The sequence below is a fragment of the Nocardioidaceae bacterium SCSIO 66511 genome, from assembly GCA_023100825.1.
In the GTDB taxonomy this organism is placed as follows: Bacteria; Actinomycetota; Actinomycetes; order Propionibacteriales; family Nocardioidaceae; genus Solicola.
This window is the reverse complement of sequence record CP095846.1, coordinates 2,104,419-2,119,395: the sequence shown is the minus strand read 5'-3', so window position 1 is coordinate 2,119,395 and position 14,977 is coordinate 2,104,419. Positions and strand designations below refer to the sequence as shown.

General features: G+C 67.3%; 19 protein-coding genes and 4 tRNA genes. 5 read left to right on the top strand and 18 right to left on the bottom strand.

Annotated features, from left to right (window positions below):
• Window positions 1-4 precede the first annotated feature (4 nt).
• The 14 genes from pdxT to thrS all read right to left on the bottom strand — a co-directional run bounded on the left by pdxT (window position 5) and on the right by thrS (window position 11,547).
• Window positions 5-613 (bottom strand): pyridoxal 5'-phosphate synthase glutaminase subunit PdxT, encoded by a 609-nt coding sequence (pdxT, locus tag MU582_09965; GenBank protein UPK76942.1) that lies wholly within the window; start codon window positions 611-613, stop codon window positions 5-7.
• On the bottom strand, window positions 610-1,701 hold the full coding sequence (locus MU582_09960) for a signal peptidase I (protein ID UPK76941.1): 1,092 nt from the start codon (window positions 1,699-1,701) through the stop codon (window positions 610-612). The genes pdxT and MU582_09960 overlap by 4 nt, the downstream gene beginning before the upstream one ends.
• A 7-nt stretch (window positions 1,702-1,708) precedes the next feature.
• Window positions 1,709-2,263, bottom strand: a complete 555-nt coding sequence (locus tag MU582_09955) for a SipW-dependent-type signal peptide-containing protein (GenBank protein UPK76940.1) — start codon at window positions 2,261-2,263, stop codon at window positions 1,709-1,711.
• Window positions 2,260-2,844, bottom strand: coding sequence for a signal peptidase I (locus MU582_09950; protein ID UPK76939.1), 585 nt, complete (start codon window positions 2,842-2,844; stop codon window positions 2,260-2,262). The genes MU582_09955 and MU582_09950 overlap by 4 nt, the downstream gene beginning before the upstream one ends.
• Window positions 2,834-3,364, bottom strand: coding sequence for a hypothetical protein (locus MU582_09945; GenBank protein ID UPK76938.1), 531 nt, complete (start codon window positions 3,362-3,364; stop codon window positions 2,834-2,836). Before MU582_09945 ends, MU582_09950 begins: the two co-directional genes overlap by 11 nt.
• A 19-nt stretch (window positions 3,365-3,383) precedes the next feature.
• Window positions 3,384-3,911 carry an alternate-type signal peptide domain-containing protein gene (locus MU582_09940; GenBank protein UPK76937.1) on the bottom strand — a complete coding sequence of 176 codons (528 nt, stop codon included), beginning with the start codon at window positions 3,909-3,911 and terminating at the stop codon, window positions 3,384-3,386.
• Window positions 3,912-4,189: 278 nt separating this feature from the next.
• Entirely contained in the window at window positions 4,190-4,762 is a 573-nt protein-coding gene (locus MU582_09935) for a hypothetical protein (protein ID UPK76936.1), read from the bottom strand.
• 12 nt (window positions 4,763-4,774) lie between these two features.
• Entirely contained in the window at window positions 4,775-5,623 is an 849-nt protein-coding gene (gene pdxS / locus MU582_09930) for a pyridoxal 5'-phosphate synthase lyase subunit PdxS (GenBank protein UPK77141.1), read from the bottom strand.
• A gap of 256 nt (window positions 5,624-5,879) precedes the next feature.
• The gene (locus tag MU582_09925; protein ID UPK76935.1) at window positions 5,880-6,458 is read right to left on the bottom strand and encodes a hypothetical protein; all 579 of its coding nucleotides are present in this window, start codon (window positions 6,456-6,458) and stop codon (window positions 5,880-5,882) included.
• The gene (locus MU582_09920; GenBank protein ID UPK76934.1) at window positions 6,455-7,561 is read right to left on the bottom strand and encodes a glycosyltransferase family 4 protein; all 1,107 of its coding nucleotides are present in this window, start codon (window positions 7,559-7,561) and stop codon (window positions 6,455-6,457) included. Before MU582_09920 ends, MU582_09925 begins: the two co-directional genes overlap by 4 nt.
• Window positions 7,562-7,567: 6 nt before the next feature.
• Window positions 7,568-8,431 (bottom strand): phosphatidylinositol mannoside acyltransferase, encoded by an 864-nt coding sequence (locus tag MU582_09915; protein ID UPK76933.1) that lies wholly within the window; start codon window positions 8,429-8,431, stop codon window positions 7,568-7,570.
• Window positions 8,428-9,033 carry a CDP-alcohol phosphatidyltransferase family protein gene (locus MU582_09910; protein UPK76932.1) on the bottom strand — a complete coding sequence of 202 codons (606 nt, stop codon included), beginning with the start codon at window positions 9,031-9,033 and terminating at the stop codon, window positions 8,428-8,430. The genes MU582_09915 and MU582_09910 overlap by 4 nt, the downstream gene beginning before the upstream one ends.
• On the bottom strand, window positions 9,026-9,529 hold the full coding sequence (locus tag MU582_09905) for an HIT domain-containing protein (GenBank protein UPK77140.1): 504 nt from the start codon (window positions 9,527-9,529) through the stop codon (window positions 9,026-9,028). Before MU582_09905 ends, MU582_09910 begins: the two co-directional genes overlap by 8 nt.
• Before the next feature lie 41 nt (window positions 9,530-9,570).
• Window positions 9,571-11,547 (bottom strand): threonine--tRNA ligase, encoded by a 1,977-nt coding sequence (gene thrS, locus MU582_09900; protein UPK76931.1) that lies wholly within the window; start codon window positions 11,545-11,547, stop codon window positions 9,571-9,573.
• Between the two features lie 168 nt (window positions 11,548-11,715).
• On the opposite strand from thrS, the gene MU582_09895 reads away from it, so the two are divergent.
• The gene (locus MU582_09895) at window positions 11,716-12,081 is read left to right on the top strand and encodes a dihydrofolate reductase family protein (GenBank protein ID UPK76930.1); all 366 of its coding nucleotides are present in this window, start codon (window positions 11,716-11,718) and stop codon (window positions 12,079-12,081) included.
• A gap of 23 nt (window positions 12,082-12,104) precedes the next feature.
• On the opposite strand, the gene MU582_09890 is transcribed toward MU582_09895, so the two are convergent.
• The 4 genes from MU582_09890 to MU582_09875 all read right to left on the bottom strand — a co-directional run bounded on the left by MU582_09890 (window position 12,105) and on the right by MU582_09875 (window position 14,009).
• Window positions 12,105-12,347 (bottom strand): hypothetical protein, encoded by a 243-nt coding sequence (locus MU582_09890; protein ID UPK76929.1) that lies wholly within the window; start codon window positions 12,345-12,347, stop codon window positions 12,105-12,107.
• 19 nt (window positions 12,348-12,366) lie between these two features.
• Window positions 12,367-12,876 (bottom strand): potassium channel family protein, encoded by a 510-nt coding sequence (locus tag MU582_09885; GenBank protein ID UPK76928.1) that lies wholly within the window; start codon window positions 12,874-12,876, stop codon window positions 12,367-12,369.
• 197 nt (window positions 12,877-13,073) lie between these two features.
• Window positions 13,074-13,145 (bottom strand) — tRNA-Val (locus tag MU582_09880).
• A 42-nt stretch (window positions 13,146-13,187) separates the two neighbouring features.
• Window positions 13,188-14,009: an aminodeoxychorismate lyase gene (locus MU582_09875; GenBank protein UPK76927.1), complete on the bottom strand. Its 822-nt coding sequence runs from the start codon at window positions 14,007-14,009 to the stop codon at window positions 13,188-13,190.
• Between the two features lie 96 nt (window positions 14,010-14,105).
• Between MU582_09875 and MU582_09870 the strand changes: the two genes are divergently transcribed.
• From MU582_09870 to MU582_09855, 4 genes are all read left to right on the top strand, one after another.
• Window positions 14,106-14,177, top strand: a tRNA-Gly gene (locus tag MU582_09870).
• Between the two features lie 39 nt (window positions 14,178-14,216).
• A tRNA-Cys gene (locus MU582_09865) sits at window positions 14,217-14,287 on the top strand.
• A 23-nt stretch (window positions 14,288-14,310) separates the two neighbouring features.
• Window positions 14,311-14,385 (top strand) — tRNA-Val (locus tag MU582_09860).
• A 186-nt stretch (window positions 14,386-14,571) separates the two neighbouring features.
• Window positions 14,572-14,904: a hypothetical protein gene (locus MU582_09855; protein ID UPK76926.1), complete on the top strand. Its 333-nt coding sequence runs from the start codon at window positions 14,572-14,574 to the stop codon at window positions 14,902-14,904.
• Window positions 14,905-14,977 lie beyond the last annotated feature (73 nt).

Genomic DNA, 14,977 nt, shown 5'->3' with positions numbered 1-14,977 from the left:
GGGGTCAGCCTCCCGCGCGTACCAGGTCGAGGAAGTAGCGGTGGATGCGGTCGTCATGCGCGACTTCCGGGTGAAACGACGTCGCCAGCAGATGGCCCTGGCGGACCGCGACGACCGCTCCGGCCGCCTCGTCACCTGTGGGTACGCGGGCGAGCACCTCGACGTCGGGGCCGGCACGCTCCACCCACGGCGCCCGGATGAACACCGCGTGCACGGGTGCTGCGAACGCATCGAACTCGAGATCGGTCTCGAAGGAGTCGACCTGACGCCCGAACGCGTTGCGTCGCACCGTGACATCGAGCCCGCCGAGCGTCTCCTGGCCCTCGATGCCGTCCTTGATCTCGTCGGCCAGCATGATCATCCCGGCGCACGTACCGAACGTCGGCATCCCGCCCGCGATCCGCTTCTGCAGCGGCTCGAACAGCTCGAACGTACGCGCCAGCTTGTACATCGTGGTCGACTCGCCGCCGGGCAGCACGAAGCCGTCGCAGCGCTCGAGTTCGCTCGGCCTTCGTACGGCGATCGCCTCGGCGCCGAGATCGGACAGTACGCGCAGGTGTTCGCGTACGTCGCCCTGGAGCGAGAAGACGCCGACGGTGGGGGTTGTGCTCACCGCTCCAGATTAGTTGTCGCCGCTGGCGAGTCGGTCGTCGAGGACACGATTCGGTTGACTCCGCCGGGTCCGCACCGCATGCTCAGGCCGACGAGGAGGTTGGCCGAGTGCACGCGCGTGGTCCATCTGCCGGTCGACTGCCACCCGCCGGATGCGTTGAGTACGGATCGCACCGTCACGTCATAGTCGGTGTTCTCCAGCAGGTTGTTGCCCAGTAGCGCGGTGCGGACATCGAGCGTGACCGTCGATCCGACCCCACCACTCGCCGACACGCTGCCTCCGCCGACGACCTGGCCGTTGGACACTCGGGTGATCGTGTAGGCGTAGGAGTACGCCGCGTCTCGGTGGGGCCAGGTGAGTTGTGCGTAGCCGAGCAGCCCCAGCAGGCCGCCTTGGTTCGTGCACTCCGGTGCAGTCGTGGGCGGAAGCACCGTGGCCGCATCGAACTGGCCGGTGCGCGCACTCGCCTGGTCCGTCCACGCCGCCCGCGTCGGCTCGGCCGAAGCGAACTCGTACGCCCCCGCCGCGGCCACCGCGACGACAGCGATCGCGGCGGCGCTCGCCACTCCCCTGCGTCCTGCTGATCTCTGCGTACGCGTGTTGTCGGCGCCGTCCCGGAAAGCCAACCACAGCAGCGAAATCGCGATCGCACTCGCGACGACGATGCCCAAAGGCGTACGCAACCAGCCCAATGCGTACCCGAGTCCGTCGACCGAGAACAGCACTCGGTCCGCGCGGCTGACCTCGTAGGCGCGCGCATCGGCGACCGCGTTGGCGTCGCCTCGCAGCGTCAACTGAGCGAGCCCGTCGTTGCCGCGCATCGACTCGATCCGGTGCGTGACCCGAACACCCGACTCGTCACGCACGCTCACGACATCGCCGACGCGGAGGTCTCCCGCTCCGACACCGTGCGTGAACGCGAGCGCCCCGGTGGCGATGTCAGGCTCCATCGAACCAGATGTGACGACGAGTGGGCGGATGCCGAACGCCGGCATCAGCGCAAGCACGATGCAGACAATGCCCGCGAACGCGCCGAGCGTGAGCGCGGCCTCACGCGCGAGCCGCGCGGGTCGAGGGAAGGAATTCACAGCGGCATCACCTCGACGTCGCCGTGAAGGTGAGCGTTGCGGTGGCCGACGTGCCTTGCAGGGCTGACGATGCTCCCACCGGAAGCGTCACCCGAAGGCAGAGTCGTTCGTGTCCGCCCGCTGCCAGCGGCCGACCGGAGAAGCTCGCGGCGGACATCGGTAGACCGTCGGCGACCACCGTCCCGGTACACGCACCATCGCTGTCCGCGGAGTACACCTGCATCCGGAGTCCCGAAGCAAGCCCACCTGACGCGGTGACTGACATCGCGTACGTGATCGGGACTGTGCCGACGTTGGCGACGGGCAGCGGTTGATCCTTCGTCGAGCCGGGAACCATGTCGCTGATCGAGAACGACGTCGTCTCGACCGGGTCGTTGTCGACCGCTGCTGCGCCGAGCCGGAGATCGATGCTGCCGGTGCTGATCGTCGCGGTCGCGGTCGCGGTGTCGGTCCAGTACGCAGACGTCGTAGCGACGGCAAGGCCGGCGACGAAACCGAGCGAAAGCACGGCACGGACCCGTGCGGAGGTCCATGCGTGGCGGATGCGTTCTCCAATGGTCATGATGCGAGCTCCCGGTGTCGACCGACGTCCGTCGTCTCTCCACGACGATCACGCGCTCGGTCACGCAACGCAGACCCGAACATCAGCAGCGCGTACGCCACGAGGGCGCCCGCCACGAGGAACACCAGGAGCTGGTGCTGACTCCCGGTGAGTACGGCGTTCAGCCGGCCGAGGTACGGGACGTCGTACCAGACCTCGCCGCGGACCTGGATCGGGCGCACCAACTCCTCATCGGGCGCGTTGTTGGCGTCGCCTTGGGTCTGAAACCAGTTCTTGCCGTCGGCGCCTAGACGTACGCCCACGACGCGGTGCGTCACGACAGTGCTGCGCCCTGAGTCGAGTTGATACGTGATCGGCGTACCGATACCGATGTCGGCGTTGTCGACCGGCTTCGTGACGACGAGGGTGCCCGGCGGGTACGTCGGCTGCATCGAACCGGTCTGCACCGCGTACGGGGTCGCCCCCGCGATACGCGGCACGATCACGGCGACTGCGAGGACCGCGATCGCCGCGAGAAGTACGAACCACGCGACGACCTGGCGTACCCACGACCAGGCGCCAGCGACGTGATCAGGCGCCATGACGCACCTGCTCTGCCCGCACTTCGACGCTGACGACGTTTGCGGAGACGCTCTGCGGCGGGTTGTCGCCCAAGGCGAGCCGCAGGCACCAGGTCTCCGAATCGCCAGGCGCGAGCGTACGGAACTGCGTGAAGTCGCCCCCGGCGTTCGCCGGCGATCCGGTCGGCTGACACGCAGACTCGGCCGAAACGCGTACGGCGGTCAACGTCGCCTGCCCGGCGAGCGCGCCCCATGACACGCCGGCTCGGCGATAGCGCAGGTCGATGTCGCCGTCGTTGCTGACCGTGAGCGGGGACTGCCGGTAGCTGCCCGGACCGAGGTTCTCGCCGCTGAGCCCGTCCAGCGCAAGGTTCGAGGACTGAGCCCCGCCCGCTCCGACCGCGACGGAGAGCTCTCCACCGCTGACGACGCCCGCATCGAATCCGCGCTCGGCGTGCCAGCGCGCGCTCGTTGTCGTCATGACCGCGCCGGTCACGACGACAACCAAGCCCGCGACGAGGAACGCCGAGCGCATCCGCATGTCAGTCGTCTCCCCGGCCTCAGGAAACCGGCTGCTGGGTCAGCGTGAGTCGCAGACCGCTGAGGTCCACGGCCTGCTGCTGCGAATCGTTGGTCGCCGCCGCGTACGGGAAGTCGAAGGTGACCCTGGCGGTGATCGTCTCGCCGTCCTGGGCAGGCGTGATCGCGTCGATCGCGCCACCGCCGGAGTCGGTCACGGCGACGTTGACGCTCGACTCGTCGAGCAGCGCGCCGGACACCGAGGCATCGTCGACGTCGAGAGCGGCCTCGAGATTGTCGCCGTCGACGTTGACGGTGAACCCTGCCTCGTAGACCAGCTTGTCGCCGGGTACGACACGGAAGCTCGCGATGTCGGAGATCGTGGACGAGTCGTGGGCGTCGGTCCACGTCGCGGCAGGCGCGGCGGGCGTCAGGCTGAGGTTGCCGGCCGTGATCGTCCCCGCGTCGACGCTGTCACTGTCGGACCAGAACGCGAGCGTGCCCGCACCGCCGATGAGCAGGGCTGCGGCAGTCGCGGCAGCGAGGGCGCCCTTGGTTGTCTTGTTCATCTCGTGGTCTTTCTACGCATGGGCGCGTGAGCACGCGCCTTCGGCTGACATGACGACTCGCAGTAACCCGGCTCAGAGACGCTCGGTGGAGTCACTTCATGCAAACACGAGATCACGGACAGTTATTCAAACTTCAAGTAAAGATGCCTCGAAAGGGCTATGCGGAGCGGCTACTTCGAGCCATCCGCGGGCGCGTGACGGAGTTTGTGGACTTTTCGGTGTTCGTACGCTGCGCCAGCACTGAAAAGTCCGCAAACTCTTCAAGAGGAGGGCGTACGTCAGGTGCCGAGGCGTCGGTGCCAGGAAGCGGAGACCTCGATGCGGCCCTCATCGAACTGCGCGTCGAAACCCGCCGTCGCAAGCGCCTCCAGCACCTCGGCAAGGAGCGGATCGCCGTCGGCGACGTTCGCGGAGTCGGCATGCCAGACGTTCAGCTCCAGCATCCCGTGGTCGACCGCGTGCCAGACGTCGGGTGCGGTGAACCAGACGACACCCCGGCATGCCGGACCCGTACGCGCGCGCCGCTCGAGTTCGGCCTGCGCGACCCAGTGGTCCTCGATCGCCTGCAGCACCGGGAGTCCGCGCGAGTCGAGGTCGGCGAACACGCCCTGCAGCCGGTCGAAGTCGGTGACGTCTGGCCACGACGTCTGATCACGGTTCAGCGCCGAGGTCGCCTCCTCGAGCAACGCCGTGGCGCGGACCTCCGGCTCGGCAGAGCCGGATGCGCGTACGGCCTCGACGATCTCGGCGTACGTACGCTCGTCGTCGTACGTACCTGCCCGGACGACGACGCGTGCGAACCCGCGAAGCTCCTCATCTACCGTCAGCTTCGGGACGCTGCGGAAACCCATCCGGTGCCCGCGTCACCAACCGCGTTCGGCGAGTCGGTGCGGCTCGGGCACGTCGTCGACGTTGATGCCGACCATCGCCTCACCGAGGCCACGGGAGACCTTGGCGATCACATCGGGATCGTCGTGGAAGGTCGTCGCCTTGACGATCGCCTCGGCACGCTGCGCCGGGTTGCCCGACTTGAAGATGCCGGAACCGACGAACACACCCTCGGCGCCGAGCTGCATCATCATCGCGGCGTCGGCCGGCGTCGCGATGCCGCCGGCGGTGAACAACACGACAGGGAGCTTGCCCGCGGCAGCGACCTCCTGGACCAGCGCGTACGGCGCCTGCAGCTCCTTGGCGGCCACATAGAGCTCGTCCTCGGGCAGGCTGGTGAGCCGGCGGAGCTCGGCGCGGATCTGGCGCATGTGGGTCGTGGCGTTCGAGACGTCACCCGTGCCTGCCTCGCCCTTGGAACGGATCATCGCCGCCCCCTCGGTGATGCGGCGGAGTGCCTCGCCGAGGTTCGTCGCGCCGCATACGAACGGCACCGTGAACTGCCACTTGTCGATGTGGTTCGCGTAGTCGGCCGGGGTCAGCACCTCGGACTCGTCGATGTAGTCGACGCCGAGCGACTGCAGCACCTGTGCCTCGACGAAGTGGCCGATGCGCGCCTTGGCCATCACGGGGATCGACACGGCTTCGACGATGCCGTCGATCAGGTCCGGATCACTCATCCGTGCGACGCCGCCCTGCGAGCGGATATCGGCAGGTACGCGCTCCAAGGCCATCACCGCAACGGCGCCGGCATCCTCGGCGATCTTCGCCTGCTCGGCATCGACGACGTCCATGATCACGCCGCCCTTGAGCATCTCGGCCATGCCGCGCTTGACGCGAGCGGTGCCGACGTCGTGGGTGGGCTCGGGGGCGGTCACAGCTTCAGTCACGGGTGTTCCTCGGGTTCTCTGCGGGGTGAGTGGCTCCGGTTCCCATCGTACGGCCGCCAGACACCGGTCCGTACGCGGAGGTCCGACCCACGCGGTCACCGCTCCCCAGTGATTTATCGCCGCTACGGAGCAAACTTGCCGGGGTAGCGGCGCGAATTACCACGGGCCCGTGGTAATTCGCGGGCAGCGCTCAGCCCGCGCGGCCCGAAGCGGCCTGGCCGACCAGCCGGGTCAGGCCCTCGGGTGCCGCGTCGTCGAACACGAACGGCTGCGGCCATGGTGCGCGGCCGGCGAGCCGGAAGACGCGTACGACCGGACGCCGGCGCATCGCCTGCGTACGCTCGACGAGGTCGTTGTGGAAGCGATGCGCGTACCGCACGCGCTCGCATGACGCGACCAGATCCGCCAACAGTTCGCGGTGTGGCTCGTCGGCTCTGTTCCAGACATCGTCGGCCTCCTCGGCCGGCCCCAACACGGTACGAACGAGCCGCGACAGCTCGCCCTCGGCGTCTTCGCGCTCGGCCGGCGGCGCGGCGCGGGCGCTGTCGGCGGCCTCCACGAGTACGAGGGTCGCTGCCGGGTCGACGAGCCCCGAGACCGCGAAGTCGCGCACGGTAGACGACCTGTCGATCAGCTGGCGGTCCAACGACGCATGTGCCGTCGTGAGCCGGATGTGCATCCGGTCGAGGCGGCCCGCCGTCCACGACAGAAACACGGCGACGACGCCGATGACGAGCAACGCCGCAAGGATCCAGCTCAGCTCCGTCATGGCGTGCTCCCCGTCTGCCCGACGACGGCGTCGTACACGCGCACGATCGAGCGAGTGACGACGCTCCAGTCGTACTTCCACACGGCGTCCGCAGCGAGCTTCGCCCTCGCCTCGGCATCCGGATCGGCAAGTACGTCGACCACAGTTCGGGCGAGCGACTTCGGATCACCGTTGTGGAACAACCGGCCGAGTCGGCCGTCCTCCAGGACCGTCGCGAACGCAGGCAGATCGCTCGCGACCACCGGCGCACCCGCGGCCATCGCCTCGATCAGCACGATGCCGAAGCTCTCGCCGCCGGTGTTGGGGGCGACGTACAGGTCGGCTCCGCGTAGTAGTTTCGCTTTCTCCTCGTCGTCGATCGGCCCGACGAACCTCACCCGCGACCCGAGGTGACCCGGCAGTCGCGATCGCGCCTCGGCCTCGTGTCCGACACCGGCGACGATCACGCGCACGTCGGGTCGCGCAGCGAGGATGTCGCCCATCGCCTCGAACAGCACCGTGAGACCCTTGCGCGGCTCGTCGTAGCGGCCGAGGAAGACGATCGTGGGCTCGTCCGGGTCGTTCGTACGCGGGCCGGTGAAATGCTCGGCGTACAGGCCGTTCGGGATGATGACGGCCTCTCCCCCGGTGTGCTCGTCGATGAACCGCTTCGCATGCTCCGACACCGCGATGCGCGCACTGATCTTCTCCAGCGCCGGACGCAGTACGGGCTCGGACACCGCCATCGCCCGCAGCCTCGGTGTCGCGTTGTGCGTGGTCGCGACCACCGGGCATGCCGACATCCCGAGCGAGATCATGGAGACGCTCGGCACGGTGGGCTCGTGAATGTGGAGCAGGTCGAAGTCACCGTCGCGAATCCAGCGTCGCGTACGCCTCATCGCCACCGGTCCGAACGCGAGCCTCGCGACCGCTCCGTTGTAGTGCACAGGAACGGCCCGCCCGGCGGACGCGACGTGGTCGGGTACGACCGCGCCGTCATCGGCAGGTGCAAGCACCGACACCTCATGGCCGGAGGCGAGCAACGATCCGGTCAGGTCCTGCACATGGTTCTGGACTCCACCGGGCACGGCAAGCGAGTAGGGGCACACCATGCCGATTCTCATGACCGCTCACTCATCCAGGTCCGACACGAAGACCCGCTGCAACATGTGCCAGTCGACCGGACGCGCTCGGATCGCATCGCCGAACGCGTCGGCGACGCCCTGCATCATCGTCGGCGCGTCGGTCTCGGGCACCGGATCGTGCAGCCGCAGCCTCATCAGTCCATCGTCGTACGTGCTCGTGATCGGGATCAACAGCGAGCCCGTACGCCGAGCAAGCAACGCCGGGCCCTGCGGGACACGAGCTGGTGCCCCGAGTAGCTCCACCTCGATGCCGTTGCGGGAGAGGTCGCGATCGGACAGCAGGCAGACGAATCCGCCGGCTTCGAGCCGCTCGACGAGCAACGGCATGACCGGCGGACCGCCGTTGATCGGAACGATCTCCATGCCGAGGCTCTCGCGGAACGCGACGAAGTCCTGGTAGAGGCTCTCCGGGTGCAACCGCTCGGCGACCGCGGTCAGCGGGATGCCCATCGCACACGACCAGGCGCCGGCCAGCTCCCAGTTGCCCATATGCGGCAGCGCACCGACGACTCCGCGGCCGGCCTCGTGTGCATCCCGGAGCAGATGGAAGTTCTCCACTTCGACGCCGGCGAAGATGTCATCGTGCGACCAACGTGACAGGCGGAAAACCTCACCCCAGTAACGCAGGTACGAGCGCATCGCCCGGCGCCCCAGCTCCCGCACGGCGCTCTCGTCGGCGGCGACCTCCGGAGCGACCGCGTGCGCGAGGTTGCTCTCGAGTCGGCGTACGCCCTTGCCGCGTTGCCGCCACAGCTGGTCGGCGACCTGGTCCAATGCCACGTGTACGACTGACTCGGGCAGCCGGCAGGCGACGCTCCAGCCGAGCCGGTACGCCCAGTCCGTCCTCATTCGGCGAGGGCTTGGCGGCGGACCATGATCATCCGCTGCACGACGGTCACGGCACTTGCCGCTGCCAGCAGCCACAGCGCGATCGCGAGCAGCAGCTCCAGATCGAAGATGTCGGAGAACCCCGTCATCACCAGGATCAACACCAACCGGTCGGACCGCTCGGCGATGCCGCCCTTGGCCTGCATGCCGAGGCTCTCGGCCTTCGCGCGGGCGTACGAGGTGACGGCACCCATGACGAGACACCACAGGGCGACGCACGCGAGGACCTTGTTGTCCCCGCCCCACGCGAACCACAGCGTCAGGCCGCCGAACACCGCGGCGTCGCCGACCCGGTCGAGGGTGGAGTCAAGGAACGAGCCCCAGACGCTGGTCTGGCCCGACGAACGCGCCATGTAGCCGTCGATGAGGTCGGAGAAGACGAACGCCGTGACGACGAGTACGCCGATCAAAAGCTCGCCCCGCGGGAAGAATCCGAGGGAGCCCGCACATACGCCGAGCGTGCCGACGAAGGTCACGGTGTTGGGGCTGACGCCCATCCGCAGCAACAGGTCGGCGATCGGACGGAAGACGGCGGTGAAGAAGCTCCGGAACCGCTCAAGCATCGGGCCAGGCCTCCACCAGGATCTCTCGGGTCTGCGACAGCAACTGCGGAATCACCTTCGTCTGAGCGGTGATGGTGATGAAGTTGGCGTCACCGGACCACCTGGGTACGACGTGCTGATGCAGGTGCTCCGACAGCGACCCGCCCGCAACACCACCGAGGTTGAGGCCGACGTTGAAGCCGTGCGGAGCAGATGCCTGCTTGATCGCTCGGATCGCTTGTTGCGTAAGCGATGTGAGCTCCCGCGCCTCCTCGTCGTCGAGATCTTCGAGGTCGGCGATGTGGCGGTACGGGAGCACCATCAGGTGACCAGGGTTGTACGGATGCAGGTTGAGTACCGCGTACATCGACTGCCCGCGATGCAGGATGAGCCCGTCGTCGTCGGACAGCTTCGGGATCCGGCAGAACGGACATTCCTCATCGGCGCCGTCTTCGGATGCGCCCTTGATGTAGGCCATCCGATGCGGGGTCCAGAGCCGCTGCAGTCGGTCGGGCATGCCGACGCCTTCGCGGTGCTCCAGATCGGGCTCTTCGTGTGTCACGCTGAGGCCCGCTCCGCGACGGCCGTCGCGATGCGCTCGACCGCCTCATCGACGGCAACGCCGTTGTCCTGCTCACCGGAGAGGTATCGGAACGAAACCGCCCCCGCCTCGACGTCCTTGTCGCCGGCGATCAGCATGTACGGCACCTTCTGCAGCTGTGCATTGCGGATCTTCTTCTGCATCCGGTCATCGGACTCATCGATCTCGACGCGGATGCCGCGCTTTTTCAGGCGGGCTGCGACGTCGTACAGGTAGTCGACGTGCCGCTCGGCGATCGGGATGCCGACGACCTGAACCGGCGCCAGCCACGGAGGGAACGCACCCGCGTAGTGCTCGGTCAGTACGCCGATGAACCGCTCGATCGAGCCGAACTTCGCGGAGTGGATCATCACCGGGCGTTGATGCGAGCCGTCTGCGGCGGTGTACTCGAGCTCGAACCGCTCGGGCTGGTTGAAGTCGTACTGGATCGTCGACAGCTGCCAGGACCGTCCGATCGCGTCGCGACACTGCACAGAGATCTTCGGCCCGTAGTACGCGGCCCCACCTGGGTCGGGTACGAGCTCGAGCCCGGTCTCCTTCGCGACGTCCTCGAGAACCTTGGTCGCGACCGCCCACTCCTCGTCGGAGCCGATGAACTTGCCCTTGTCGTCGCGAGTCGACAGCTCGAGGTAGAAATCGTCGAGCCCGAAGTCCTTGAGCAGCCCGAGCACGAAACTCAGCAGATGCTTGATCTCGTCGGGGGCCTGCTCGGCGGTCACGTACGAATGCGAGTCGTCCTGGGTCATGCCGCGTACGCGGGTGAGCCCGTGCACGACGCCCGACTTCTCGTACCGGTAGACGGAACCGAACTCGAACAACCGCAGCGGCAGCTCACGGTACGACCGGCCGCGGGAGCGGTAGATCAGGTTGTGCATCGGGCAGTTCATCGCCTTCAGGCGGTAGTTGACGCCCTCCAGCTCCATCGGGGGGTACATCCCGTGGTCGAAGTGCGACAGATGCCCGGAGGTCTCGAAGAGGCCTTCCTTGGTGATGTGCGGCGTACCTACGTACTCGAAGCCCTCCTCGATGTGCCGCCGACGGACGTAGTCCTCCATCTCCCGCTTGAGCACACCGCCCTTCGGGTGGAAGACCGGCAGCCCCGAGCCCAGCTCGTCGGGGAAGCTGAACAGATCGAGCTCGCGGCCGAGCCTTCGGTGGTCGCGGCGCTCCGCCTCCTCGAGCCGGTGCAAGTAGTCGGCAAGAGCGTCCTTGCTCGGCCACGCGGTGCCATAGATGCGCTGGAGCTGCTTGTTGTTCTCGTTGCCCCGCCAGTACGCGGCGGCGACCCGCATCAGCTTGAACGCCGGGATGCGCTTGGTGGTGGGCAGATGCGGACCACGACACAGGTCGGTCCAGGCGAGCTCGCCGTCGCGCTTGAGGTTGTCGTACATCGTGAGGCCGCCTTCGCCGACCTCGACGCTGGCTCCTTCGGCTGCGTCGCCCGCGGTGCTCTTCAGCCCGATCAGCTCGAGCTTGTAGGGCTCGTCGGACAGCTCCTCGCGCGCGTCGTCGTCGGAGATGTCGCGACGCGCGAACTTCTGACCCTCCTTGACGATCTTGCGCATGCGGGTCTCGATCTTGGCGAGATCGTCGGGTGTGAACGGCTCGGCGACGTCGAAGTCGTAGTAGAAGCCGTTCTCGACGGGCGGGCCGATGCCGAGCTTGGCTTCGGGGTAGAGATCCTGCACAGCCTGCGCCATCACGTGGGCCGTCGAGTGGCGCAGGATGTCGAGCCCGTCGGGGCTGTCGATCGCAACGCCTTCGACGGTGTCACCGTCGCGCAGCTCGTACGAAAGGTCGCGTAGGTCGTCGTCGACGCGAGCCGCAATGATCTCCGGATCATCGGCGAACAGCTCCCACGCCTTCGTGCCCGTCGTCACCGTGCGCTCGGCTCGCTCGGCGGCGGCGATCACGATGACGTTCAGCTCGGACACGGCTTCTCCTTCGGATGGCTGAGGCGGACGCCGAATGCTTCCGCATCCGCCACGGTATCGACGCGTCGATGCTATCGGCACCCGACTTTCGCGGTGCCCACCGCGTTGTGAAACGTCGGCCGCCTCCGCGGAGCCGGATACGCTGTGACCACGTACCGCGGAGCAACGATGCCCCTCGATGTCGATGTTCGCCCGTCAGACAAGTACGTCTTCTCGTCCGCAGAAACGGGTGACCTCGGCTGGACCAACGCCGAGGGGGTCCGGGTCCGTGGCGACGACGACATCCGCGCGTTCGTCGCCGACCTGACCGCGCAGCCCGGTGGCGACATCCACCTGTCCGGCGGGGCGACACTGGCGCAGACCTTCGTACGTCTCGGACTCGTCGACGAGTATCGCTTCTTCGTCTATCCGGTCGTCTCGAAGGGCAGGTGCTGGTACGACCAGATCGACGCCATTCCCGGCCTCGAACCCACGAGCGCCACCACGTACGACGATGGCGTCGCGGCGCTCACGTACCGGGCGATCCCGGGCTAGTGCCCTGCGCCGTAGCCGCTCAGTTACTCGGCCCGACGAGCGCGAATCTTGCGCGCGGCACGCATCGCCTTGCGGCCTTGCCACACCAGGAGCACGCCGCCCAGCGCCACCTGAGCCTGTCCCCACGAAAGTGGTTCCTCGCTCATCCAGCCCCGCGAGACTGCTAGCGCGTCGAACATCAGGAACGCGAGGCAGCCGGCCAGGAACACCTCGACCCAGAGCCAGAACTCGCCGTCGTCGGACGAGTCGTCCACGTTCTCTGCCATGTGCGAACGCTAACGCCCGCTAGTCGCGTCTGCTGAGTCGCTCGGCCAGCAGTGACGACGACACTGCGAGCAGCGCGCCGATCACGATCAGGTTGAAGACAACCTGCACCATTGTCGCGATGCGAGCGATCTGGCCGACGGCGTGCACGTCGCCGTACCCAACGGTGCCGAGCGTGACGACCGCGTAGTACAACGCATCGGTCCGCGTGGAGAGACCGTCGAACTGCCGCGGTGCGTTGACCTCTATCAAGTAGTACGTGAGCGCGAAGAAGCACGTTGCGATGGCGATCAGGCTGAGTACCCCGCCCAGCCGTCTGCTCGGACGGTTCTTCTGTGCGGTCATGCGCTGGATCTGCACGGCGACGAGCCACGACATGCCGACCGTGCCGACGACGAGACAGACCAGCCCGACGGCGTCGCGCCGGAAGGCGAGCTCGGTCGGGAAGCCGTAAAGGACGAGCAGCGCACACACCAGAGAACCGATGGTCCGGCCCGGCGGACCGGTCACGAATCGCTTGAGTCTCGACACGTACGCCTCCGGTACGGGTCGATCCACTGTGGCGTACCCGCGCTCCTATCATCGCGCCGTGCGGTCCCCGCCGCGCGATATCGCTCAGATCATGGCGACGCATCAACCGCCGAGGTACGCGGTCGGGCCAATAGGAGCCGCCGTACTGGCAGGACAACGTACTTCGGCGGGCAAATCCGCCAATGCGCAGACAAGGGTGGGCGATACTGGGTTCGAACCAGTGACCTCTTCGGTGTGAACGAAGCGCGCTACCACTGCGCCAATCGCCCCTTAGCGTCGCAACCTTAACGCACCCGGCCGGCGCGCTGAAATCACGGGTCGACGTCGTCCTTGACCCTGCGCTCCCATGTCTCGAGGACGTCTCGGGTGATGGGTCCGGGCGCATCGAGCGAACGATGGTCGACCGCATGCACCGGCAACACCGCGCGCGTCGAACTGGTCAGGAAGACCTCGTCGGCGGTGTGCAGCACGTCGATCGTGTCGTCGCGCTCGACGACATCGCACCACTCCGTGACCAGCGCCCGGGTGATGCCGGCCAGGCACCCGGAGGCGAGCGTCGGCGTGACGAGCGTGCCGTCGAGTACGTAGAACACGTTCGATCCCGTCCCCTCGCAGAGCTCGCCGACGGTGTTGGGCATGACCGCCTCCGTCGCGCCTTCGGCTCGCGCACGCGACACGAGCAGCGCGTTCTCGGCGTACGACGTGGTCTTGAGGCCGGCGAGAACGCCGCGCTCGTTACGCGGCCACGGCACAGTGACGATCGCAGTCGTGGGCCCGGGGCGCTTGATCGGCTGCGCGGCGACGATGACCGTCTGCTCGCTGTCCAGCCGAGCCGACCCGAGCGGGCCGATCCCGGCCGTCACCGTGATCCGCAATGCTCCGTACGGGATCTCCTGGGCCTCGATGACCGCCTTCGCACCTGCGCGTACAGCCTCGGTATCGGGCGGCGCGAGCCCGAGGCCGAGCGCCGAAGTGGTCAGCCGATCGAGATGGCGCGTCAAGGCGAACGCTTGACCGTCGACGATCTGAGCCGTCTCGAACACGCCGTCTCCGACCGTGATCCCGTGGTCGAGAACGCTGACGGCGGGCTCATCGCTACGGTCGAGCAGTCGGCCGTTGATCCACACGCGCATGGTCGACACGCTACCCAAGCCGCCCCGGTTTGGTCTCGACGGTCGCGATCGGCTAAGGTTTCGAACGCCTCCAAAGAGACTGTTCTTGGAGCGCATGCGGACGTGGCTCAGTGGTAGAGCATCACCTTGCCAAGGTGAGGGTCGCGGGTTCGAATCCCGTCGTCCGCTCGGAGCGGGTCATGCAGGCCCACCTCCCAAGCACTATCTGGTGGAGTGGCCGAGAGGCGAGGCAACGGCCTGCAAAGCCGTGTACACGGGTTCGAATCCCGTCTCCACCTCGATCCCGGTACGACCGGGGCACGGGCGATTGGCGCAGTGGTAGCGCGCTTCCTTGACACGGAAGAGGTCACAAGTTCAATTCTTGTATCGCCCACCAGCAACAACTTCTGAGGTCACTTCATCCTCGTCGCTCTCCGTCACCCGATCGGTTCGATCGACTACCGCGCGTCGTCGGGCAAGGTACGCGCCCGAGCGCCATACTGCTGAATGCGAACCCGGCCGAGTCTCTGAGCCCGGCGGATTCGCGACTCACCGCAATTGGCGCCACCTGCGAGAGGAATCGATGAACGACGGCCAGGCCGCGCCCGACAACACGCCGTGCCCGCAGTTCTGCATTCGCCAAGACACACCCGAACATCGGTGGTCGGCCGTCGACTCGGGGTACGTACGCGAACACCTCGCCGCCACCTGGCCGTCGGTGCCACGAGACGGCACCGGCGCCGTACGCGTCGAAGCCGGTGCGTCGGAGTTCGACGACGGCACGATGCTGCCCGCGGTGTGGATCTCGCTCGAAGATCGCAGCGGCGAACTGACCGCCGACGAGTCGCGCCGGCTCGCGGAGCATCTGAACGCGGCGGCGTCGGTCGCCGACGGGCTGGTACGACCGTCGCTGTGACCCGTCGTTGCCAGCGCTTCAGGGACGACGACAGAAGTTACCGATTGGTACGCTGCGGGCTGTACCCGATGAC

What these genes read in the sequence shown, in the direction of transcription:
- MU582_09955 (UPK76940.1), bottom strand. Translation starts at nt 2,263, where the DNA reads ATGACCATTGGAGAACGCATCCGCCACGCATGGACCTCCGCACGGGTC.
- MU582_09950 (UPK76939.1), bottom strand. Translation starts at nt 2,844, where the DNA reads ATGGCGCCTGATCACGTCGCTGGCGCCTGGTCGTGGGTACGCCAGGTC.
- MU582_09945 (UPK76938.1), bottom strand. Translation starts at nt 3,364, where the DNA reads ATGCGGATGCGCTCGGCGTTCCTCGTCGCGGGCTTGGTTGTCGTCGTG.
- MU582_09940 (UPK76937.1), bottom strand. Translation starts at nt 3,911, where the DNA reads ATGAACAAGACAACCAAGGGCGCCCTCGCTGCCGCGACTGCCGCAGCC.
- MU582_09935 (UPK76936.1), bottom strand. Translation starts at nt 4,762, where the DNA reads ATGGGTTTCCGCAGCGTCCCGAAGCTGACGGTAGATGAGGAGCTTCGC.
- pdxS (UPK77141.1), bottom strand. Translation starts at nt 5,623, where the DNA reads ATGGCCGAGATGCTCAAGGGCGGCGTGATCATGGACGTCGTCGATGCC.
- MU582_09925 (UPK76935.1), bottom strand. Translation starts at nt 6,458, where the DNA reads ATGACGGAGCTGAGCTGGATCCTTGCGGCGTTGCTCGTCATCGGCGTC.
- MU582_09920 (UPK76934.1), bottom strand. Translation starts at nt 7,561, where the DNA reads ATGAGAATCGGCATGGTGTGCCCCTACTCGCTTGCCGTGCCCGGTGGA.
- MU582_09915 (UPK76933.1), bottom strand. Translation starts at nt 8,431, where the DNA reads ATGAGGACGGACTGGGCGTACCGGCTCGGCTGGAGCGTCGCCTGCCGG.
- MU582_09910 (UPK76932.1), bottom strand. Translation starts at nt 9,033, where the DNA reads ATGCTTGAGCGGTTCCGGAGCTTCTTCACCGCCGTCTTCCGTCCGATC.
- MU582_09905 (UPK77140.1), bottom strand. Translation starts at nt 9,529, where the DNA reads ATGCCCGACCGACTGCAGCGGCTCTGGACCCCGCATCGGATGGCCTAC.
- MU582_09895 (UPK76930.1), top strand. Translation starts at nt 11,716, where the DNA reads ATGCCCCTCGATGTCGATGTTCGCCCGTCAGACAAGTACGTCTTCTCG.
- MU582_09890 (UPK76929.1), bottom strand. Translation starts at nt 12,347, where the DNA reads ATGGCAGAGAACGTGGACGACTCGTCCGACGACGGCGAGTTCTGGCTC.
- MU582_09875 (UPK76927.1), bottom strand. Translation starts at nt 14,009, where the DNA reads ATGCGCGTGTGGATCAACGGCCGACTGCTCGACCGTAGCGATGAGCCC.
- MU582_09855 (UPK76926.1), top strand. Translation starts at nt 14,572, where the DNA reads ATGAACGACGGCCAGGCCGCGCCCGACAACACGCCGTGCCCGCAGTTC.